Source organism: Streptomyces sp. NPDC057939, from assembly GCF_042887545.1.
Lineage (GTDB): Bacteria > Actinomycetota > Actinomycetes > Streptomycetales > Streptomycetaceae > Streptomyces.
The window spans coordinates 16361-37072 of the sequence record NZ_JBHVPG010000069.1 but is presented as its reverse complement, the minus strand read 5'-3'; the positions used below and the strand labels follow the sequence as shown (position 1 = coordinate 37072).

General features: G+C 73.5%; 14 protein-coding genes and 1 tRNA gene. 8 read left to right on the top strand and 7 right to left on the bottom strand.

Annotation, left to right across the window (positions count from 1 at the left end; all coding sequences use genetic code 11):
• Positions 1 to 265: 265 nt before the first annotated feature.
• Positions 266 to 1006 (bottom strand): GPP34 family phosphoprotein, encoded by a 741-nt coding sequence (locus ACFVS6_RS39275; RefSeq protein ID WP_385584227.1) that lies wholly within the window; start codon positions 1004 to 1006, stop codon positions 266 to 268.
• Between the two features lie 269 nt (positions 1007 to 1275).
• On the opposite strand from ACFVS6_RS39275, the gene ACFVS6_RS39270 reads away from it, so the two are divergent.
• From ACFVS6_RS39270 to ACFVS6_RS39260, 3 genes are all read left to right on the top strand, one after another.
• A complete protein-coding gene (locus ACFVS6_RS39270; protein ID WP_389711324.1) occupies positions 1276 to 4488 on the top strand; it encodes a hypothetical protein in 3213 nt (1070 codons plus the stop codon).
• A 132-nt stretch (positions 4489 to 4620) separates the two neighbouring features.
• Positions 4621 to 6603 carry an MFS transporter gene (locus tag ACFVS6_RS39265; RefSeq protein ID WP_389711323.1) on the top strand — a complete coding sequence of 661 codons (1983 nt, stop codon included), beginning with the start codon at positions 4621 to 4623 and terminating at the stop codon, positions 6601 to 6603.
• Positions 6604 to 6720: 117 nt separating this feature from the next.
• Entirely contained in the window at positions 6721 to 6924 is a 204-nt protein-coding gene (locus tag ACFVS6_RS39260; protein ID WP_389711322.1) for a hypothetical protein, read from the top strand.
• A gap of 176 nt (positions 6925 to 7100) precedes the next feature.
• Here the strand turns inward: ACFVS6_RS39260 and ACFVS6_RS39255 are convergent.
• Positions 7101 to 7176: transfer RNA gene (locus ACFVS6_RS39255), tRNA-Arg, on the bottom strand.
• Positions 7177 to 7431: 255 nt separating this feature from the next.
• On the opposite strand from ACFVS6_RS39255, the gene ACFVS6_RS39250 reads away from it, so the two are divergent.
• Positions 7432 to 10935, top strand: a complete 3504-nt coding sequence (locus tag ACFVS6_RS39250; RefSeq protein ID WP_389711321.1) for a HelD family protein — start codon at positions 7432 to 7434, stop codon at positions 10933 to 10935.
• Positions 10936 to 10938: 3 nt separating this feature from the next.
• Here ACFVS6_RS39250 and ACFVS6_RS39245 read toward each other — a convergent pair whose 3' ends face one another.
• The 4 genes from ACFVS6_RS39245 to ACFVS6_RS39230 all read right to left on the bottom strand — a co-directional run bounded on the left by ACFVS6_RS39245 (position 10939) and on the right by ACFVS6_RS39230 (position 15051).
• Complete coding sequence (locus tag ACFVS6_RS39245; protein WP_389711320.1) at positions 10939 to 11916, bottom strand: endonuclease/exonuclease/phosphatase family protein; 978 nt, start codon at positions 11914 to 11916, stop codon at positions 10939 to 10941.
• Positions 11917 to 12165: 249 nt separating this feature from the next.
• Positions 12166 to 12648, bottom strand: coding sequence for a RidA family protein (locus ACFVS6_RS39240; RefSeq protein ID WP_389711328.1), 483 nt, complete (start codon positions 12646 to 12648; stop codon positions 12166 to 12168).
• Positions 12649 to 12650: 2 nt separating this feature from the next.
• Positions 12651 to 13592 (bottom strand): zinc-binding dehydrogenase, encoded by a 942-nt coding sequence (locus tag ACFVS6_RS39235; RefSeq protein WP_389711319.1) that lies wholly within the window; start codon positions 13590 to 13592, stop codon positions 12651 to 12653.
• 181 nt (positions 13593 to 13773) lie between these two features.
• Positions 13774 to 15051 carry a M6 family metalloprotease domain-containing protein gene (locus ACFVS6_RS39230; RefSeq protein WP_389711318.1) on the bottom strand — a complete coding sequence of 426 codons (1278 nt, stop codon included), beginning with the start codon at positions 15049 to 15051 and terminating at the stop codon, positions 13774 to 13776.
• A gap of 331 nt (positions 15052 to 15382) precedes the next feature.
• On the opposite strand from ACFVS6_RS39230, the gene ACFVS6_RS39225 reads away from it, so the two are divergent.
• The 3 genes from ACFVS6_RS39225 (at position 15383) to ACFVS6_RS39215 (ending at position 18859) form a co-directional block, all read left to right on the top strand.
• Positions 15383 to 16138, top strand: coding sequence for a TetR/AcrR family transcriptional regulator (locus ACFVS6_RS39225; RefSeq protein WP_389711317.1), 756 nt, complete (start codon positions 15383 to 15385; stop codon positions 16136 to 16138).
• Between the two features lie 195 nt (positions 16139 to 16333).
• Positions 16334 to 17875, top strand: coding sequence for an MFS transporter (locus ACFVS6_RS39220; RefSeq protein ID WP_389711316.1), 1542 nt, complete (start codon positions 16334 to 16336; stop codon positions 17873 to 17875).
• Positions 17876 to 18097: 222 nt separating this feature from the next.
• Complete coding sequence (locus ACFVS6_RS39215; RefSeq protein ID WP_389711327.1) at positions 18098 to 18859, top strand: dioxygenase; 762 nt, start codon at positions 18098 to 18100, stop codon at positions 18857 to 18859.
• Here ACFVS6_RS39215 and ACFVS6_RS39210 read toward each other — a convergent pair.
• Positions 18856 to 19389 carry a GNAT family N-acetyltransferase gene (locus ACFVS6_RS39210; protein ID WP_389711315.1) on the bottom strand — a complete coding sequence of 178 codons (534 nt, stop codon included), beginning with the start codon at positions 19387 to 19389 and terminating at the stop codon, positions 18856 to 18858. The two genes, ACFVS6_RS39215 and ACFVS6_RS39210, sit on opposite strands and share 4 nt — an antisense overlap.
• A gap of 220 nt (positions 19390 to 19609) precedes the next feature.
• Between ACFVS6_RS39210 and ACFVS6_RS39205 the strand changes: the two genes are divergently transcribed.
• The gene (locus ACFVS6_RS39205; protein WP_389711314.1) at positions 19610 to 20587 is read left to right on the top strand and encodes an RNA polymerase sigma factor RpoD/SigA; all 978 of its coding nucleotides are present in this window, start codon (positions 19610 to 19612) and stop codon (positions 20585 to 20587) included.
• The last annotated feature ends 125 nt before the right edge of the window (positions 20588 to 20712 follow it).

Genomic DNA, 20712 nt, shown 5'->3' with positions numbered 1-20712 from the left:
GGGGCGGGCGCCCGTGCTCCCGCGGGGGGGGGGGGGGGGGGGGGGGGGGGGGGCGCCCCCCCCCCCCCCCCGCGCCGGCGACCTGCGGACCGGGTCTTTGGGGGACTTCCGGCCGAGGTGCTGACAAAGCGGTGGAGCGGTGTGCAGTAGGGCCCGCGGCGGTGCACAGGGGTGTCGCGGGTCCTACGGGTCGTGCCTGCCGTGCCGGTTGTCGCCGTCCTCAGGTGCGCGGCCTCCCGGTGCGCGGTCCGTCGGTGCCGACCCGTCAGTGCGCGGCCACGCGGGCCATCGCACCCGTCCGGCGCGGCTGCAGCGGCACGCCGCCGCTCGCCGGGGGCCGGGCGGCCGGCGGAGCCGGAGCACGGTCACGGCGCGGCTGGGCCGCCACACCGTTCTGGACGTCCATCACGGCGTGCGCCACGAGGCCGCCCATCGGGTCGTGCCTGATCAGGTCCCGCAGTCGGGACCTGGACGACCGACCCTCGTTGCCGGGGTACAGGTGCTTGCCGAGTCCGACCGCGTGGGCCAGGGCGGCGAGCGCCGCGGTCCGCGGGTCCGGGGGTACCCCGGTGCGGATCGCACTGTCCAGCCGGGCACGGATCTCCCGGCTGATCGTCGTGTCGGTCGCCTGGTAGCGAGTCGTCGGCAACACCCCGCACATCTGGCCCGCGACGGCATGGACCATGCCGCAACGCTCCAAGTGAGCGAGGTAAATCTGGCGGAGCCCCAGCCGGGGTCCGCCTATCCAGTGGACCGCCCGTACCGGGCTGCCGCGCCTGCGCAGCAGTTCCAGTGCGGAGTCCAGAGTCGGATCTCCTGTCGGCCGTGGCATCACCACGGCGATACGATCCCCGTCAGGGGCTATCCGTCCTGCCAGAGCCAGCTCCACTAGCTGTGCCCCGGCCAGGCCGAGGTCGAGCGACTGCGGCTGCGCCGTGGTTCCCGTGGTCGGGTCCAAGGCGAGCAGCAGAAGCTCCTCCGGAATTGTTCTGCGGCTCCTGCCCATCCATGCCTCCCCGCGTGGATGAGTGACAGGGTGACGCCTCTCACATTCATCTGTCGAGAGCGCGTGGCCGCTTTGTGTGGGAACCCGTAGCTATGTCGTTCTCGTCTGGCACGGGGGCGATGCCCCCTAGACGGGACACTGTTAGACGGTTCGGACAGCGACCGGACGGCGATCGAGGAGGAACGGTGGCGGGCGAGTCCCCCGACAAGTCGGTAGATGAAGGAGCGTCGGGGGCGGCGGAGTCCTCGTCCGCGGAGCGGGATCCGAGGATGTCGGTGTTCCAGCCGCGCGACCCCCTGAAGGAGGCCGTCGCGGCCTGGGTGGCGTCGGCCGAGCCGGCCGCCTCCGCCGGGAAGGCGGACGCCGAGGCGGGTGCCGACCCCGGTACCGGCGCGGGCTCCGGCGGCGCCGCGGGCCGGGGCGCGGGCTCCGGCGGGGACGCCGGCTCGGGTGCCGACGAGACCCAGGCGTTCGAGGCCGTTCCCGACGCGAAGCCGTCCCCCGGACGGGTGGACCCCCCGGCGGGCCCCTCGAAGCTCGCGGGCCTCGTACGGCAGTCCGCGCCGTCGGACCCGGAGCAGGAGTCGGACGCGGAGTCGAAGTCGGACTCCGCTTCGGCGGGCGCCGCCGGTCCCGCGGATGCGGCCGCCGGTGGGGACAAGCCCGGGGTGACGGCGTTCGGCGTGCGCGGGCCAGGTTCCGCCTCGGGGCCCGAGACTGCTTCCGCTTCGGGCGCCGGTGCTGCTTCCGGTGCCACCTCGGGCGCTGCTTCCGGGGCTGCGCGGGACGGCGCCGACAAGCCGGTGCGCGACCCCCGATCCGCGGAGAAGCCCGAGACCACGGCCTTCGGTGTGGTGAAGTCCGGCCCCGCCAAGGATGACGCGCGGGCCGACGAGAGCGAGCGCACGGCGGTGTTCCGGGCGCCGAAGCTGGATTCCGCTTCGGGCCGCGGCGGGGCCGGTTCGGCCGCTGCGGACAAGCCCGAGGTGACCGCGTTCGGGGTCGTCAAGCCCGCTTCCGGAGCCACTTCCGGATCCGGCGCCGCGGCTGCTTCCGCTTCTGGTTCCGCTTCCGGTGCCGACCGGGACGGCGCGGCGCGACCGGCGCGGGACGACCGGACCACGGCGTTCGGGGTGCTCAGGCCCCCTGCGAAGCCGGACGCGGTGTCGGGCGGGGAGTCGGACACAGGGTCGGATGGCGGGGCGAAGGCCGACGCCGAGGCCGCGGACGCCCCGAAGCCGGATGCCAGGAGGGACGCCACGCCGTCCACCGCGTCGGCCGCGGCCGACAGCGAGCGGACCGCCGTCTTCCGTGCGGTGAGGCCGGACTCGGCGCCTCCTGCCGTCCCCGTCAAGCCCGCCCCGACCGCCGACGCGGCGAAGAAGCCGACCGGGGGCGGGGCCCCGGCCACGGACGCGAAGGACGCCGCGACGGCCGAGGACGCCCGGGACTCCGGGGGCGGCGCCCCCGACAGCGAGCGGACCGCCGTCTTCCGTGCCGTGAAGGCGGACTCCGCGCCTCCCGCCCCCGGGAAGACCCCGCCGGCCGCACCCGACAGCGAGCGCACCGCGGTCTTCCGCGCGGTGAAGCCGGGCACGGCGCCTCCCGCGGCCCCGGGCAAGCCCGCCCCGGCCACCGACGCGGCGAAGAAGCCGACCGGGGGCGAGGCCCCGGCCACGGACCCGAAGGGCGCCGTCACCGGGGGAGCCGCGGACGCCAAGGGCGACGAGCGTCCCACGGCCGGCAAGGGCCCCACGGCCGGCGCCGGCGGCACGGGCGGCACCAAGGCCCCCACGGACCCCACGGACCCCACGGACAACAAGGCCCCCACTGACACCAAGGACCCCAAGGGGGCCGACGGGGCCGACCGAGCCAGGGGCGACCGGGCCGGCGCGGGCTCCGACAGCGAGCGCACCGCCGTCTTCCGCGCCGTGAAGCCGGGCGACGCCCGGCCCGCGCCGGCAGGAGACGCGCCCAAGACCGCGGCCGAGCGTGCGTCCAGCACCTTCGTCCCGCTGCGCGGCGACCTCCCGGCCCCGCCGAAGCCGACCCCGGTGGCCGGACCCCCGGCCCCGCCGAAGCCGGCACCCGCGTACCCGGCCGCGCCCAAGCCGCCCGCCCCGGCGGGTCCGGCCGCCGCGCCCCCGGCCGCGAACCGGCTCGACCCCAGCGAGCGCACCACGCAGCAGCCGCTGCCGCCCAGGCCGCCGCTCGACATGCTGGCGGACCTGACGAACAACCCGCCCCCGCCGCCGAGCCCCCTGCGCACCGCGGTCCGGCGGTTCAAGATCTACGCCCCGATCGTGCTGCTGCTGGCCGTCGTGCTCGCCGTCGTACAGCTGGTGCGCCCGCTGCCGGCGCCGAAGCTCGCGATGACCGCGAAGAGCTCGTACACCTTCCCCGGCGGGAAGCCCGACCTGCCCTGGCCCACCGAGGGGCAGGCCTCCATGGCCGCCGCCGGCCTGGGCACGATCGGCTCCTCCGGTGAGCAGAAGCCGGTGCCGATCGCGAGCGTCACGAAGTCGATGACGGCGTACATCATCCTGCGCGACCACCCCTTCAAGAAGGGTGAGAAGGGCGCGATGATCGACGTCGACAAGACCGCCGAGACCGAGGGCCAGAAGGACAAGTCGGACAACGAGTCGACCCTCAACACGGTCAAGGAGGGCGACAAGATCTCGGAGTACGACGCGGTGGCCGCCCTCATGATCCCGTCGGCCAACAACATCGCGCGGCTCCTCGCGCGCTGGGACTCCGGGACCCAGGAGGCGTTCGTCAAGAAGATGAACGACACCGCCAAGGAACTCGGCATGACCAACACCACGTACACGGACCCGTCGGGTCTGGACGCGACCACGGTCAGCACCGCCGAGGACCAGGTCAAGCTGGGCCTGAAGATCGTCGAGATCCCCGCCCTGGTGGACATCACCAGCAAGCCCAGCTGGGTGGACCCGTCCGGCAAGACCTGGCCCAACTGGAACCGTCTGGTCCCGTACAACGAGACCCTCGGGATCAAGACCGGTACGACGACCAAGGCCGGCGGAAACCTCCTCTTCGCCGCGCAGAAGAAGGTCGGCGGCACCAACCAGCTGATCGTCGGTGCGGTCCTCGGACAGCACAAGCCGCCGATCATCGACAGCGTCATCGCGGCGAGCCGGACGCTGCTCATCGCCACCCAGAAGTCCCTGGAGGGCGCGCCCGTCGTCAAGAAGGGCGATGTCGTCGGGTACGTGGACGACGGCCTCGGCGGTCGGACCCCGGTCGTGGCGACGGCCGACGTCCAGGCGGTCGGCTGGTCCTCGCTGACGGTGGACATCAAGCTGGGTGACGGAGGTACGAAGATCCCCGCGACGGCGAAGGCCGGAACGGAGGTCGGCGTGCTGACGGTGGGCGAGGGAGCCAGCCAGGTGAAGGTGCCGGTGGCGCTCAAGACCGAGCTCGCCACCCCGGGCATCGGCAGCAAGCTCGTCCGCATCGGCTGAGCGCATCGGCCGGCCGCGTCGGCCGACCGCAGCGGCGCCGGACCGGCGCCCCGGGCAACCCCGGGGCGCCGCGGCGCGTCCAGGTAACCGGGACGGCACCCACGTGCGCGTGCCGGGGAGAGAGTGTCATCGGTGACCACCGCTGAGCAGCACCAGAAGTCCGGGCGGCCCCGGCCCTCCGGGCCGTCGGGCAGCCCCGCCGAGCCCGCGGGCGCGGCGGGGCTGCCCGGTGCCGCGGATGCGGCGGGAACGTCCGGTGCGGTCGAGGTGCCCGCGGGGTCGGCGCCCTCCGGTCCCGGGGACCAACCGTCGGCCCCGGCCGGGCCCGACGGCATAGCGGCCCGGGCGCTCGCCGGTGCGCACCGGCACCCGGTGGCCGTCGCCACCGCGCTCGCCGCCGTGCTGCACGTCGTCTGGTTCTTCACCTTCGCCAACAGCGGCGGCGACCTGGCCGCGCAGGACGCGTGGGCCGAGTTCGTCGGCCGCCATCCCGACACCGCGTACAACCTCGCCTGGTACGGCGGCATGCACCCGGTCTCGTACAGCGTGGTGTCCCCGTACGTCATGCACATGATTGGCGTCCGGACGACGATGATGATCGCCGGGACCTGCTCGGCAGGACTCCTCGCGCTGATCCTCACCCGCTGTCGCGGCACCGTCCGGCGTCCGCTGTGGCCGGCCCTGGCCGGGGTCTACGGGCTGCTGTGCAACGCGCTCTCCGGCCGGGTCACCTTCGGTCTCGGCGTGCTGTTCGCGCTGGGGGCCGTCGCCGCCGTCTTCTGCTGGCCCCGCAAGTGGGCCCGGCGGCGCTGGGCCAAGGCCGCCGTCGCCGCCCCGCTGGCCGCACTGGCCACCGCGGCCAGCCCGGTCGCCGGCCTGTTCCTCGGGGTGATCGCCGCCGCGCTGTTCCTGAGCGGCCGACGGCCGGGCGCGTACGCCCTCGGACTGGCCCCGGTGGCCGTCGTCGGGCTGTCCGCGTGGCTGTTCCCCTTCTCGGGGACGCAGCCCATGAAGATCGGCTCGGCCTGGCTGCCCTTCATGTTCGGCCTGGCCATCGTCCTCCTCGTACCCAAGCGCTGGAAAACGGTCCGGATCGCCGCGGCCGTCTACGCCCTCGGGGTGTTCCTGACCTGGGCGATCGACTCCCAGGTCGGTTCGAACGTCACCCGCCTGGTCATGCTCTTCGGCGGCGCGGTCCTCCTCGCCGCCCTGCCGTACACGGTCCCGCGCTCCGGGCGCCGGCGCGCGCTGCTGCTCGCCTTCGCGGGGCTCACCGTCTGGATCACCACCAACAGCGTCACCGACATCGTCCGCACCACACCGGTCGCCGCCTGGAACCGCGAGCTGGCCCCGCTGATCTCCCAGCTGCAGAAGGCGCACGCCGACCGCGGCCGCGTCGAGGTGGTCCCGGCCAGCAGCCACCGCGAATCCTCGGCGTTCCCCTCGTACGTGAACCTCGCGCGCGGCTGGAACCGGCAGGCGGACCTCGAACGCAACCCGCTCTTCTACGACGACACCCTCACCGCCGAGACCTACCGGGCCTGGCTGGAGCGCTGGGCCGTGCACTACGTCGTCCTGCCCGCCGACAAACCCGACTCGGGCGGCAAGGACGAGGCGGAGCTCCTGCGCGAGGGGCTCCCGTACCTCCGTGAGGTCTGGGGCGATGCGAACTGGAAGCTCTTCGAGGTCCAGGACCCGGGCAGCCTGGTGGCGGGCCCCGCGAAGGTCGTACGGGCCGGCGCGGACCAGATGGTCATCGACGTCGACGAGCCCGGACGGGTCCTGGTCCGCATCCCCCACTCGCCGTGGCTGGGCCTGGTGGACGCCGCGGGCAAGCCGGTCCTGGCCCCGCAGGAGACGTTCGCCTCCCGGGCCCGCGGCGCGTCCGCCGTCCCGAAGGAGTACGCGAACACCGCCGGCTGCCTCTTCAAGGCGGCCCCGGACGCCCTCGGCGACGTGTGGACGGAACTACTGGTCCCGGCCCCCGGCCAGTACCGGATTTCGGCGAAGTACCAGATCCCCCGGGGCACGCCCTGCCCCGAGTCGCTGATCGAGGCCGGCGCGGGCGCCCCGGAACGCCCGGCGGCACCGCCGCGGCCGTCGGCGCAGCCCTGAGTCGTCATTCTTGCTGCAAGCGATTTCTTTACGTGCTGTTCCGGGTGCATTGGTACGCATATCTGCATACGATCCGAGTAGTCCGATTGGGTGCTTCCCGAGGGAGTTGACGACGGGATGAGCAAAGAGCAGAAGCAGGACGCCCAGGCCGCACTGGCGAAGGTGACGGAACAGCTCCAGCTGCCCCGCACGGCCGGTCACGGCTTCGACGGTCCGATCCGGAGCAAGGTGAAGGGCGGGGCACACACCAAGGCTGCCCTCAAGCGCGCCGGCACTCCCCAGGGCGACAGGATCGGCGAACGCAGCAGAGGCCTCAGCTGACGCGGCACCCCCCCCGACCCACCCTCACGCAGGGCCCTCCCCCCACGGGGAGGGCCTTCCCCGTACCCGAAGCCCCCCCGCCCCCGCGAGGGCGAGGTGCGTGGCCGTCGGCCGTGGCCACCGTCGGCCGTGAACGTCAAAGGGCACCTACCGAAATCGGTAGGTGCCCTTTCGCCTGGTGCCCCCGGCAGGATTCGAACCTGCGACACCCGCTTTAGGAGAGCGGTGCTCTATCCCCTGAGCTACGAAGGCATCTTGCGTGATGCGCGGCCAGGGCTGCGCACCGGCGCCAGTGTAGCGGGTGGGGGGCGCTGGGTGCTCTTCGATTCGAAGGACGTGATCTTGCCCCGCCTGCGGCCCGGCCCGGCGGCGCCGTTCGTGCCCGGTGGTCCGTACGCGAATCCACGCGCTGACTGTGCGTCAAGATCCGGTTTCTGATAGTTGTTTCAGCGGGGTACGGGGGCAAGCCCGTGGCGGTGTTTCGTCGACGCCGCAGGGAGGACGCACATGAGCAGCACCACCACTCGGGACGAAGTCCTCGCGGTCGAGCAGCATGCCGTGGACCACGCGTACGACTGCTACACGGCGCGACTGGCCGAGATGAGCGGCACGTCGGCGGCCACCGCCTCGGCCAGCGGCAAGGACGGGATCGCCAACCGGATCGAGGCGGAGGCGCGCGCCGCCGCGTACGGCGGCCTCGGCGACGAGGCTCTGGTCTTCGCCCGTGTCGACGCACCCGACGAACCCGGTACGGAGCCCCGCCCCTGGTACATCGGACGTCGAGCGGTGTGGGACGCCTCGCACGAACCGGTGGTCCTTCCGTGGACGAGCCCCTTGGCGAAGAAATGGTCGGAGCTGCGCGCCGAGGAACCCGGAGAGGTGACGCTGCGGCGCCAACTCCGCTGTGTTCAGCGTGTCGTCGAGGGCTACTTCGACGACATCGCCGCCCTGCCGGCCGCCGCCCCGACCCCCGCACCCCCGACCGCGACCTCGCCCACGCCCACGCCCCTTCCCGTCCCCGAACCCCGGACCAGCCCCGACGGCGGCGTCGCGCCGGCCCCGGACATGAACGTCGACCCGGTGACGCCGGGCCCGCGCGCGCCCGCCCCGAGCCCGGGTGACGTCGCCGCCCGGCAGCGGCGGAGGACCCTCCAGCCGGACGACTTCCTGCTGCGCGAGCTCCAGCGGTCGCGCAGCGGCCGCATGCGGGACATCGTCGAGACCATCCGCCGCGACCAGATGGACCTGGTCACCGGCGCGCCCTCGGACATCCTCGTCGTGCAGGGCGGCCCGGGCACGGGCAAGTCCGCGGTCGGGCTCCACCGCGTGACCTGGCTCGTCAACAACGATCACTTCAAGGCGCAGGACATCCTGGTGATCGGCCCGCACCAACGGTTCCTCGACTACGTCGGTCAGGTCCTCCCCACGCTCGGCACCCGGGACGTCAACGCCGTCCAGCTGAACCGCCTGTGGGACGGCGAGATCCTCGGCACCGACACCCCGCAGGCCAGGGTCGTCAAGTCCGACGGGCGCATGGCGGCCGTCCTGCGGCGCCGCGTCGAGAGCGACTACCGGCCCGAAGTGCTCGACGACCTCGTCGTCGCGCCCTCCTTCGAGGGCGACGAGCCCGCGATCGTCGTCACCGCCGGCAGCACGACCCTGCGCGTACCGCGCTCCGAGGTCCGCGCCCTCCTGGACCGGGCGCACCAGGGCGAGGGCCCCTACCGGGAGCGCCGCGACCGCTTCCGCGGCCTGCTCGTCGACCGTCTCCTGCAGGAGCTCGCCGGAATAGCGCCACGGCGCGGGCAGGCCGGGACGATCCGCCGCGACCTGGAGCGCAACCGCAGGGTCGAGCGCCTCATCGAGCGGGTCTGGCCCTCCCCGGGTGCCAGGGAGGCCCTGCGCGGCCTCTACGATTCGCCCGACCTCCTGCACCTGTGCGCCGACGGCATCCTCGACGAGGGCGAACAGGCGGTCCTGCTGCGTGCCCGTGCCGCCAGCGCCGACGCCGATCCGTGGACCCTCGACGACCACGTCTGCCTGGAGGAGCTCAGGGTCCTCATCAGCGGGGAGGTCCCGAGGCGTTACGGGCACATCGTCGCCGACGAGGCGCAGGACCTGACGCCCATGCAGACCCGTGCCCTGCGGCGACGCTGCGCCGTCAACGGTTCCATGACCGTGCTCGGCGACCTCGCGCAGGCGACGGGGCCGCACATTCCGCAGGCCTGGGACAGCCTCGGCACGCTCCTGTCCGACGACGGCGACTGGCGCGTGGCCGAGCTCAACACCAGCTATCGCGTGCCCGCCGAGATCATGGACTTCGTCGCGCCCCTCGCCCGGACGATCGCACCGACCCTGCCCTACCCGCGGGCCGTCCGCGAGGCCGGTGAGGACGCCGTGCGCGCGGTGGCGACGGAGCCGTGGAAGCTCCTCGACGACACCGTCACCCAGGTGACCCGCCTGGTGGGGAGCAGCGACGGGAACACCCTTCGTTCCGTGGCGGTCATCGTCCCCGACGACTCCGACTGGCTCGACGCGATCAGTCGCAGGATCGACCGGCACGAGGACATCGGCCCGCAACACCGGGGCGCCGTCTCCGTCCTGGCCGCCACCCAGGCGAAGGGCATGGAGTACGACCACGTCCTGGTCGTCGAGCCCGCCACCATCGCCGACCGCGGTCCCGCGGGCCTGCGGCAGCTGTACGTGGCCCTGACCCGCAGCACCCAGAGCCTGACCATCCTGCACACCGCTCCGCTGCCGGCCGTGCTCGCGGGCTCCGGGGCGGACCCGGGAGCGCACGCGTCCGCGCCGCTGCCCGCCGCGGCAGCCGTGGAACGGCTTCCCCGGATCGGGACCGATCTGAGGGTCGAGGTCGTGGACCAGGCCCCCGGCGGTCGGTTCAAGGTCAAACCCGTCTCCGCGGGGATCGGCCGTCCCCTCGTCCTCGCCGTCCGCCACGGATCGGTGCCTCCGCGCCGGGGCGAGAAGCTGGACTGCTGGGTGTTCGCGAACGAGTCCAACCAGACCGTCCTCACCTCCGACCAGCGGGGCCGTTCGCCCGTCTCGGCCCGGATGGCGGGACGCTACATCGCGGCATTGGACGTGCTCGGCGAGCTGGCCGGCGGCGCCGGGGACGTGCCCGACGCCCGCGCCAGGCTCTCCGAACTGCAGGGCATGGCCAATCGCGTCCTGCGCAGGGACCAGGCCGACTGGGTCGACGTGCTCGACCTGTTCGGCGCTCCGGACAGGGAGCGGCTGGGCGTCCTGCGGGACCTCGCCGCGACGGCGAACCGTGCCCTCAAGGAGGGCACCCTGGACGCGGACCGCCTCGGGGAGGCCCTGACGGCCTCGGGCTGGACGGAGACCCTGACCGAAGCGCGACGGGTGCTCCAGGGCCGCTTCGGCCCGGCCGGGACGGCGACGGACCCCGACGACGCAGCCCCGGCCGTCACGGCGACGGACCCCGACGACGCACTCCCCGACGCCGCCCCGCACCAGCAGCCCGAGCGGTCGGCACACCAGCAGCCCGAGCAGAAGGACGAAGAGCAGATGACCCTCGCGGAGAGCAGCACCGCGCCGGCTCCGGCCACGAAGGAAGGCTTCCTGCGCGCGCTGGAGGCATCGGCCGCCGCCGACCGGACGTGCAGGAAGCACGAGTCGGTCCGCCACGCGCTGAAGTCGTCCCTGTTCTGGGCCGACCTCCAGCCCGCCGACTCGCCCGTCGTCGACGTCAGTTGTGTCACCGCGCGCGGCCTGTTCCTCTACGAGGCGCTGGGCTCGGGCCTGTCGACCTACGCGGACCTCCGCTCGGGAGCGACCCGCCTGCTGGAGATCAACCACACCCTGCCCACCCGGGCCGACGCCCTCTACCTGGTGCTGTCCGAGCCGCCCGCCGAGGAGTGGTCGGCGGACACCGTCCGCGACGTCTTCGACGTCCACGTCATCTGGTGGAGCCCCGAAGGGTGGGGCGGACGGGACACGGACGTCGCGCTCGGCTCGGCGCGGCCCTGACCGTCAGAAGCGGACGGACGCGGCCACCGGGAGGTGGTCGCTCGCGGTCGGCGGGAGGGTCCAGGCGGAGACCGGGGAGAGGCCCCGTACGAGGATCTGGTCGATCCGGGCCACCGGGAATCGGGCCGGCCAGCTGAAGCCGGGGCCGCTGCCGGCCTCCTCCTGCGCGGAGCGGAAGCGGGACGTCAGCGGGGCCAGGGCGGCGTCCGCGGTGGTGCCGTTGAGGTCGCCCATCAGGAGGACGCGGGTGGCGGGGTCGGCGCGCAGGGCGGCGTCGAGGTTGCGGGCGGCGGCGTTGCGGCGCTCGGTGGCGAAGCCGCCCGGGCGCAGCCGGACGGAGGCCAGGTGGGCGACGTACACCGTGACGGGCCCCCTCGGGGTGTCGGCGGTGGCGCGCAGGGCCCGGGTCCACGGCATGATCGGGACGGCCCCGGTGTCGCGCAGGGGGAAGGTGCTCCAGAGGCCCACCGTGCCCTCCACCACGTGGTACGGGTGCGTCGCGGCCAGCTCCCGTTCGTAGGTCCGGGTCGCGGGTTGGGTCAGTTCCTCCAGCGCGATCAGCTGCGCCCCGGACGCGGCGACGGCCCGGGCGGCGCCGGCCGGGTCGGGGTTGGCGTCGTCCACGTTGTGGGTGGCGACGGTCAGCCCGGCGGGGCCGTCGGTGCCCCGGTCGGTCAGCAGGGCCGGGCCGTGCAGCCCCGTCCAGGTCAGCGCGGGCAGCAGGACGGCGATCAGGGCCGTGCGCGAGCGGCGCAGCAGGGCGCCGGCGAGCAGGGGCAGGACGAGCAGGCCCGTCCAGGGGAGGAACGTCTGGACGAGGCTGCCGAGGTTGCCGGTGGCGGGGCCGTTGGGGATCAGGGGGTTCAGCGCCATCAGCAGGGCGGTGAGGACGCAGAGCCCGGCGACGACCCCGCCCCGCCCGGCGACGGCCCACCGGCCCCCGGCGACGGCCGGGGTCGGTGGTGGGGGTGTCGCGTTCATGCCCTCGAAGACGTCCGGAACCGGCCGGGGGTTCGCCCGCCCCGCCCCCGTCCGCTCCGTCCCCGTCCGCTCCGTCCCCGTCCGCTCCGTCCCCGTCCGCTCTGTCCCGGTCCGCTCCGTCCCGGCCCCGCGAGCCCCCGTCCCAGGAGCCTTGGCCCCGCTGGACCCCGCCCGTCCCGCTCCCGCCCGACGCGACGGCCGCGTACGCCTCCTCCACGCGGGCGAAGCCCCCGACGGGCCGTCACGGCATCACACCCCCATCGGGGTGTGCAGTTCCACGACCAGCTCCACCTCGACGGGCGCGTCGAGCGGCAGCACCGTCACCCCGACCGCGCTCCGGGCGTGGATGCCCGCGTCGCCGAAGGCGGTGCCCAGCAGCTCGCTCGCGCCGTTCACGACGCCCGGCTGGCCGGTGAACGAGGGGTCGCTCGCGACGAAGCCCACCACCTTCACCACCCGCTTCACCGCCGACAGGTCCCCGGCGACCGACGCCACCGCGGCGAGCGCGTTGAGCGCGCACCGTCCGGCCAGTTCCCTCGCCTGTTCCGGGGTCACCCCGGCACCCACCTTGCCGGTCAGCGGCAGGGCCCCGTCCACCATCGGCAGCTGGCCGGAGGTGTACACGTAGTGCCCGTTCAGGACGGCCGGCACGTACACGGCGACCGGCTCCGGGGCGGGCGGCAGCGTCAGCCCGGCCGCGGCCAGACGCTCTTCGGGGGTCGCGGGGGTCACGGTCACGACGGGCTCCTCCGGGGGAAGTGGACGATGGGTTTGACCATGCCCGGCTCCCGTGCCGAAAGCCGCCGAAAGGCCTCCTCCACCCGGGTGAAGGGGAATTCGTGGGTGGTCATCACGGTCGGATCCAGCAGCCCGTCGCCGATCAGATCGAGCATCAGGGCCGTCCGCGCCCCGGTCGCCGTCCCGGTCGCGGCGCCGTTCGCCGCCCCGGTCGCCGCGCCCTCCGGTCCGGCCTCCGGCCCGGTTCCCGCACGGCAGCGGGCGAGGGTGACGCGCCCGCCCGGCGCCGTGCCGTCGCGGGCCGCAGCCCGGGCCCCGGGGGCGGCGGTCGCCAGGATCGCGCAGTCCGCGCCGGCCCCGCCCGTCAGCTCCAGGATCCGCTCGGCGGAGTCCTCGTACGCCGGGTCCACCACCACGTCCGCCCCGAACCGCAGGGCCAGCAACTGGCGCCGGGGCTCCGGTTCCACGGCGATGACCCGCGCGCCCCGCAGCCGCCCGGCGGCCACCGTCGCGCTGAGCCCGACCGCGCCCTGCCCGAACACGGCGACGCTCCCGCCCGCCGGCGCCCCCGCCTCCTCGGCGGCGGCGAAGCCGGTGGCCAGCGCCCCGGCGGCGTACAGGGCCTGGTGATCGGTGATCCGGTCGGGCAGCGGAACCAGCCCGGCCCCGGCGACCGGTACCCGGAAGTACTCGGCGAGCCGCCCCCGGCCCTCGGCCGCCACCCGCAGGCCGAGGTACGAGTCCGGCACCCCGACGCCGACGGCCCGCACCACCCCGACGGCCTCGTGGCCGAGCCCCTCGTCGCAAGAGGCGTGGCCGTCCCAGGCGCACACGAGGGCAGCGGTGGTCCGTACGAGGACCTCCCCGGCCCGGGGCCGCGGCACGGGCCGGTCGATCAGGGCCGGGGCGCCGTCCGGGCGCAGCACGAGGGCCTTCACGGCGGTCAGCCTCCAAGGTCGGCGCGGGCGGTCGCGGGTCGGCCGCCGGTCCGGGGCGCACGCCCCGCCCTCGGCCTCCCCACCCCAGCCTCCCCGCCCCCGAGCCCCCGCAAGGGGGCCGGAGGTCCGGACCTGCCGGGCCGAGTGGCCCCGGCCGGCCCGGGAACGGGATCGGGAGCCGTCAGGGTCGGGTGATCCGCACCTGGTAGCTGCCGTTGCGCAGTTCGCCCACCACCGAGACGCTGATGCCGGACTTGTCGTCGGTGAAGGTCTCGCCCGGCACGAAGGGCGCGTCCGACAGTTCGGCGTGCACGTTGGGCCGCCGGGTGCAGCCGCCGCTGTCGGCGGCGCTGTCCCGCACGGTGACCGGCCCGCGCCCGGTGTCCACGTCCGAGTCCACCTTGTAGATGAGCACGCCGGGCTTGCACACGGCCTCGTCGTTGCCGGCGCGCGTCCGCACCTCCACCGCGTACCCGGCGCTCTCCGACAGCGGGACGAAGGCCAGCTTCGTGCCGCCCGCCACGGCCAGCGGCGACAGGACGTGATCGCTGATCCCCGACTTCGAGGCGCAGCTGATCTGCTCCCCGTCCAGCCACCCCAGCTTCCACTTGTGCCAGCCGAGCAGGTCGTTGTTGGCGCCCCAGTCCTCGCTCATGATGTCCCAGTGCCCGACCGTGCCGCCGCCGTCGGAGGTGTACAGGTCGGGCAGCCCGAAGACGTGCCCGTTCTCGTGGGGGAGCACCCGGTAGCCGGTCTCCCGGTAGGAGCCCGAACCGTCGTCCTGCCGGCTGTAGACGAACGACGTGTTGGCGAGCGGCACCCCGTCGGCGACCGGCGCCTCGGCGTTGCCCGAGAAGGTCACCGACAGGACGGTGTCCAGGGCCGACGGGCCGGCGTTCGGCGTGACCAGCACGTTGACCAGGTCGTACTTGCCGAAGTCGACCTCGCTGTCGGCGGCCTTCGCGATGTGCTCGACGAGTTGCCGGTAGCCGGGTTCGTACGGGGACCCGCGCCCGATCCCGTACTGGGCGAACGGCATCGGCATCCGCAGCCACTCCCTTATCGGCGCCTCGGCCCGGTAGGTGAGCCGGCCGTAGGAGCTGGTCCGGAACCAGTCGGAGGTCTGGGGGAAGAACTCCGAGAGGCGGTCCATCGCCGTGCCCTCGCCCTTGGCGTCGGGGAAGTCGATCATCAGGTTCAGTGCGCGCACCTCGCCGGTCGACCGGGAGTACCCGGGCGGCGTCGGCAGGCCCTCGGACATCTGCACGCCCATGGTCCCGGTGATCCGGCAGGGTGCCAGCAGGGATTCGGCACTGGTGGCCACGGGGCCCGCCGCCGAGTGCCCGCGCCCCGATATGCCGGTGCTCGCGGTCGCCGTGATGCCGAGTGCCAGCGCGGTCAGGCCGATGTACGCGCAGGTGCGGCAGTGTCTGCGTATCCGGCGGCGGGTCTGCGGCATGGAGATCGCCTTCGGGTCCGCGGCAGCCGGCCGGGTCCGGACTGCGCTCTGTCCGTTCACCCTCCGTCGGTCGCGACGCGCCCGCGCGTCGGGAGCGTCCAAACGGGACTAGACCACCCAATCGATCTGTGAGCCAGGTCACACCCAAGGGCGAAATAACCGGGGACTCGATCCCCGTTTGCACCTACGTCGCGCGAAACGGGGACCGGATCCCCGCTTCGCAACACGGTGGACACGCAGAACCGGAACCGGCCTCCCGGATCCGAACCGGCGCGAGCGCCGCGCACCGTCACCGTCACCAGCACCCGAGCCCGTCCAGGAAGGCACCGGAATGAAGACCCCGACCCGCACCCGCGCGGCCGCCCCCGTCGCGGCGGTGGACCTCGCCCCCGCGGCGACGGCGACCCTTCCCGCCCCGCCGGCGGTCGAGGCCGCGGCCCCGGAGCCGGCCGCCGCCCCCACCCGGGTGCCGAAGCCGCGCGCGGACGCCGTGCGCAACCGGGAGCGCATCCTGGTCGCGGCCCGCGAGATGCTGGTGGAGTTCGGCTCGGACGCGCCGCTCGACGAGATCGCCCGCCGCGCCGGCGTCGGCAACGCCACCCTGTACCGGCACTTCCCGGACCGCTCCACCCTCGTCCACCACGTCGTGCTCTACGTGACGGGCCGCGTCGCGGCCCTCGCCGAGGACGCTCTCGCCGAGGAACCCGACTCCTTCACCGCGCTCTGCCGCTTCGCGCACGCGGCGGCCGACGAACGCATCGGCGCCCTGTGCCCGATGCTCGCCGCCGGCTTCGACCCGGACCACCCCGAACTGATCGCTTCCCGCACCGCGTTGGAGGAGGCCGTGGAAGCCCTCGTGGCCGCCGGTCAGGACGGCGGACTCGTCCGCACCGACATCGGCGTCGGTGACCTGATGGTCGCCCTGTCCCAGCTGAGCCGCCCGCTCCCCGGCACGGGCTGCCCCGACATGGACGGGTACGCGCACCGCCACCTCCAACTCTTCCTCGACGGACTGCGCGCCCCGGCCCGCTCCGAACTCCCCGGTGTCGCGGCCTCCTTGCGGGACCTCAGACGCAGAACCACGTGAGGCGCAGAACCACGCACCACGCACCACGCACCACGCACCACGCGACGTCGCCGAAGCACGAAGCCGCATGACGTACGAAGCACGACGCACGAAGCCCCATGGCGCACGAGGCGTGACGCCTAAAACCACATGACGCGGCAAACCCTCATCAACTAGCTTTTTTCAGTCATTCCGCACAGTGAAGCAGGTACCCCCATGTCAAAAACAGCCGCGACCGCCCCGCCGGTCGTCGCCGATCCCAATCGCTGGAAGGCCCTCGTCTTCATAGCCCTGGCGCAGTTGATGGTCGTCCTCGACGCGACCATCGTGAACATCGCGCTCCCGTCCGCCCAGACCGATCTCGGCATTTCCGACGGCAACCGCCAGTGGGTCATCACCGCGTACGCGCTCGCCTTCGGCGGTCTGCTGCTCTTCGGCGGTCGCATCGCCGACAAGTGGGGGCGCAAGAACGCGTTCATCGTCGGCCTCGGCGGATTCGCCCTGGCCTCCGCGCTCGGCGGTGCCGCCACCGGCGAGGCGATGATGCTCGGCGCCCGCGCCCTCCAGGGTGCGTTCGGCGCCCTGCTGGCACCGGCCGCGCTCTCCCTGCTGGCCGTCAGCTTCACCGACGCCAAGGAGCGGGCCAAGGCCTTCGGCATCTACGGTGCCATCGCGGGCGGCGGCGGCGCCGTCGGCCTGATCCTCGGCGGCTTCCTCACCGAGTACCTGAACTGGCGCTGGACGTTCTTCGTGAACATCCCCTTCGCGATCGTCGCCGCCGTCGGTGCCTGGATGGTCATCCGGGAGCCGGCCGGCTCCCGCAACCCCGCCAAGCTCGACGTCCCCGGCGTGCTCCTCTCGACGGTCGGTCTCGTCTCGCTCGTGTACGGGTTCACCCGCGCCGAGTCCGAGGGCTGGTCCGACCCGCTCACCATCGGCCTGTTCGTCGCCTCCGCGGTCCTGCTGCTGGCGTTCGTGTACGTCGAGTCCAAGGTGAAGTCCCCGCTGCTGCCCCTGCGCGTCCTGCTGGAGCGCAACCGCGGTGGCGTCTACCTCTCCCTCGGTCTGGCCGTCATCTCGATGTTCGGCCTGTTCCTCTTCCTCACCTACTACCTCCAGGTCGTGAAGGGCTTCTCGCCGGTCAAGACCGGCTTCGCCTTCCTGCCGATGATCGCGGGCATGATCACGGGCTCCACCCAGATCGGTGCCCGCCTGATGACCCGCGTGCCGCCGCGCCTGCTCATGGGCCCGGGCTTCCTCGTCGCCGCGACCGGCATGCTGCTGCTGACCCAGCTGGAGGTCGGTTCCTCCTACCCGGCGCTGATCCTGCCGGCGCAGCTGCTGCTGGGCCTCGGCATGGGCACCGCGTTCATGCCGGCCATGTCGCTGGCCACGCACGGGGTGAACCCGGCCGACGCCGGTGTCGCCTCGGCGATGGTCAACACCTCGCAGCAGGTCGGCGGCGCGATCGGCACCGCCCTGCTGAACACGATCGCCGCCTCGGCGACGACCGCGTACCTGACCGACCACGCGGCCGAGGTCGCGGCGGGCGGGCCGGCCGGGCAGCTGGCGCAGGCCAAGGCGATGGTCGAGGGCTACTCCTCCGCCATCTGGTGGGCCGTCGGCATCCTCGTGATCAGCGCGACCATCGCGTTCGCCCTGATCACCACGGGCCGCCCCGGCGCGGGAGCGCCCGCGGCCGGCTCCGGCGCCGACTCCGAGGACGCCGAGTTCAAGATCCCGGTGATCGCCCACTGACGGGGATCCCGGTGCGGGAATGACTGATGACCCCGCTTCGTTCAAATTTGAACGAAGCGGGGTTAGTCTTTGTACGGCGGCCCCGGCCGCCCCCGGCGGACCCGCCGGCGACCGGGGGACAGCTCTGTCGACGGCGCCGCCCGGCGCGACGGCCCCCGCACCGAACCCCCGACCACCCAGGAGCGCCCGATGACCTCCGTATCCGCGCCCGCCCCCGCCCGCATGCCGGCGCTGTACCTGAGCCACGGCGCCCCGCCGCTCGCCGACGACCCCGTCTGGCCCGGCGAACTGGCCGCCTGGTCGGCGGCGCTGCCCCGGCCCCGCGCGATCCTGATGGTCTCCGCGCACTGGGAAGAGGCCCCGCTGGCGCTGAGCGCCACCGAGCCCGTCCCCCTCGTGTACGACTTCTGGGGCTTCCCCGAGCACTACTACGCCGTGCGGTACGGGGCGCCCGGCGCCCCGGAACTCGCCGCCTCGGTCCGCGCCCTCCTGCGGACCCCCGGCACCCCCGTCCAGGACATGCCCGACCGGGGCCTCGACCACGGCGCATACGTGCCCCTCGTCGAGATGTACCCCGACGCCGACATACCGGTCCTGCAGATCTCCCTGCCGACCCTCGATCCGACCCGCCTGATGGACATGGGCCGCCGGCTCGCCCCGCTGCGCGACGTGGGCGTGCTCATCGTCGGCAGCGGGTTCTTCACCCACAACCTGGCGGCGCTGCGGCACACCGGCCCCGGGGTCCCCGGTTGGTCCGCCGAATTCGACGACTGGGGCCGCGAGGCCCTGGCCGCCGCCGACGTCGACGCCCTGCTCGACTTCGAGGCCAAGTCCCCGGCGGGCCGCCTGGCCCACCCCCGGACCGAACACTTCGCGCCGCTGTTCGTCACCCTCGGCGCCGCCGGGGCGGACCTCGCCGCCCAGCGGACCCCGGTGGACGGCTTCTGGATGGGCCTCTCCAAGCGCTCCCTCCAGTTCGGCTAGGTCGGTCCGCCGCTCCCGCCCAGGGGCTTCTCGTACCAGCGGACGTCCCAGAAGCGGCCGAACTTCCAGCCCGCCTCGGTGAACTCCCCGACCCGGCGGAAGCCGAAGCGCTCGTGGAGGCGCACCGAGGCCTCGTTCGGCAGGGCGACGCCCGCGAAGGCCCGGTGCACGGGTTCGTCGGCGAGGGCCTCGAACAGGGCCGCGTAGAGCGTTCCGCCGATGCCGCGACCCACCGCGTCCGGAGCCAGGTACACGCTGACCTCCACCGAACTCGCGTACGCCGGTTTCGGGCGGAACGCGCTGCTTGTCGCATATCCGGCCATTCGATCGCCAGTCCAGGCAACCAGAAGGCGGTGAGGCCCGTCTTCAGGGTGGGAGCGCAGCCACGGGCGGCGCTGTTCCGGGCTGAAGGGCACCGTGTCGAATGTGACGGCGGTCTCACGGACGTAGTGGTTGTAGACCTCCGTGAGGGCCGCGAGGTCCGCCTCGGTTCCGGGCCTGACCTGCACTCCTTCGGTTTCTTGCGGCATTCCGCGCCCCTCCGTGACCGGGTGATGGCGGGGCAGGATACTGCAAGATCTCGGAAAAGAGGGAGCGGCGTGGGAATTCTGTCCCGATTCCAGTCGTTGTTTCCATCGGAAGCGGGCACTCGGGAGAGTGTCCGAAGGACGAACCGCCGCAGCGCCCGCCGCTCCGGGCCGTCCTCCAAGCCGCACCGCGACCGAATCATCGCATCGCAAGGGAGCACGCATGGCAACCCGCGCCGTCGCCCGTCGTCAGTCCACGAGCAGCGCTCGCGCCGTGGGCGGGGAGATCGCCGACCGTGACCTGGTCGGCATGTACCTGGACGAGATCGCGCGCACCCCGCTGCTCGACGCCGCCAAGGAAGTGGAGCTCTCGCAGATCATCGAGGCGGGCGTGTACGCCCGGCAGATCCTCGACGACGCGATAGAGCGCGCGGGGGAGACCCCCGCGCGCGAGGAGCTGGAAGCCCTGGCCGCCGAGGGCGAGCGCGCCAAGGAAGTCTTCATCCGGTCCAACCTCCGCCTGGTGGTGGCGGTCGCCCGCCGCTACCCGCGCAGCGGGCTGCCCCTCCTCGACCTGATCCAGGAGGGCAACGCCGGCCTGGTCCGGGCCGTGGAGAAGTTCGACTACGCCAAGGGCTTCAAGTTCTCCACGTACGCCACGTGGTGGATCCGGCAGGCCATCACCCGTTCCATCGCCGACCAGTCCCGCACCATCCGCCTCCCCGTCCACCTGGTCGAGGAGCTCGGCCGGATCCGCCGGGTGCAGCGCGAGTTCAACCGGGAGAACGGCCGCGACCCGGAGCACGCGGAGATCGCCGCCGAGCTCGACTCGACGGAGAAGCGCGTCGGCGACGTCCTGGACTGGGCGCGCGACCCGGTCAGCCTGAACATGTCGGTGGACGACGAGGGCGACACCCAGTTCGGCGACCTGCTGGAGGACACCTCCGCGATCTCGCCCGAGCAGTCCGTGCTCTCGCTGCTGCGCAGCGAGGAACTGGAGGACCTCCTCGGCAAGCTGGACCAGCGCACCGCGTCCATCATCAAGATGCGGTACGGCATCGAGGACGGCCGCGAGCGGACCCTGACCGAGGTCGGCAAGCAGCACGGGCTGACCCGCGAGCGGATCCGGCAGATCGAGAAGCACGCGCTCCTCGAACTGAAGCGGATGGCCCGCGACACCGGCTTCGACGCCGTGGCCTGATCCCCGCGGCCCGAGCGGCTCGCGCCGCCGCCCCCCCCTGACGAGCCCCGGCACCTACCCCCCCCAGGTGCCGGGGCTCCCTCGCGCCCGGCGCCGGTGCGTTCGCGTCGGTGCCCCCGCGTCGG

Coding starts and splice junctions, on each gene's coding strand:
- ACFVS6_RS39230 (WP_389711318.1), bottom strand. CDS start 15,051: ATGCCGCAGACCCGCCGCCGGATACGCAGACACTGCCGCACCTGCGCG.
- ACFVS6_RS39250 (WP_389711321.1), top strand. CDS start 7,432: ATGAGCAGCACCACCACTCGGGACGAAGTCCTCGCGGTCGAGCAGCAT.
- ACFVS6_RS39260 (WP_389711322.1), top strand. CDS start 6,721: ATGAGCAAAGAGCAGAAGCAGGACGCCCAGGCCGCACTGGCGAAGGTG.
- ACFVS6_RS39210 (WP_389711315.1), bottom strand. CDS start 19,389: ATGCCGCAAGAAACCGAAGGAGTGCAGGTCAGGCCCGGAACCGAGGCG.
- ACFVS6_RS39215 (WP_389711327.1), top strand. CDS start 18,098: ATGCCGGCGCTGTACCTGAGCCACGGCGCCCCGCCGCTCGCCGACGAC.
- ACFVS6_RS39275 (WP_385584227.1), bottom strand. CDS start 1,006: ATGGGCAGGAGCCGCAGAACAATTCCGGAGGAGCTTCTGCTGCTCGCC.
- ACFVS6_RS39220 (WP_389711316.1), top strand. CDS start 16,334: ATGTCAAAAACAGCCGCGACCGCCCCGCCGGTCGTCGCCGATCCCAAT.
- ACFVS6_RS39225 (WP_389711317.1), top strand. CDS start 15,383: ATGAAGACCCCGACCCGCACCCGCGCGGCCGCCCCCGTCGCGGCGGTG.
- ACFVS6_RS39245 (WP_389711320.1), bottom strand. CDS start 11,916: ATGAACGCGACACCCCCACCACCGACCCCGGCCGTCGCCGGGGGCCGG.
- ACFVS6_RS39205 (WP_389711314.1), top strand. CDS start 19,610: ATGGCAACCCGCGCCGTCGCCCGTCGTCAGTCCACGAGCAGCGCTCGC.
- ACFVS6_RS39270 (WP_389711324.1), top strand. CDS start 1,276: ATGTCGGTGTTCCAGCCGCGCGACCCCCTGAAGGAGGCCGTCGCGGCC.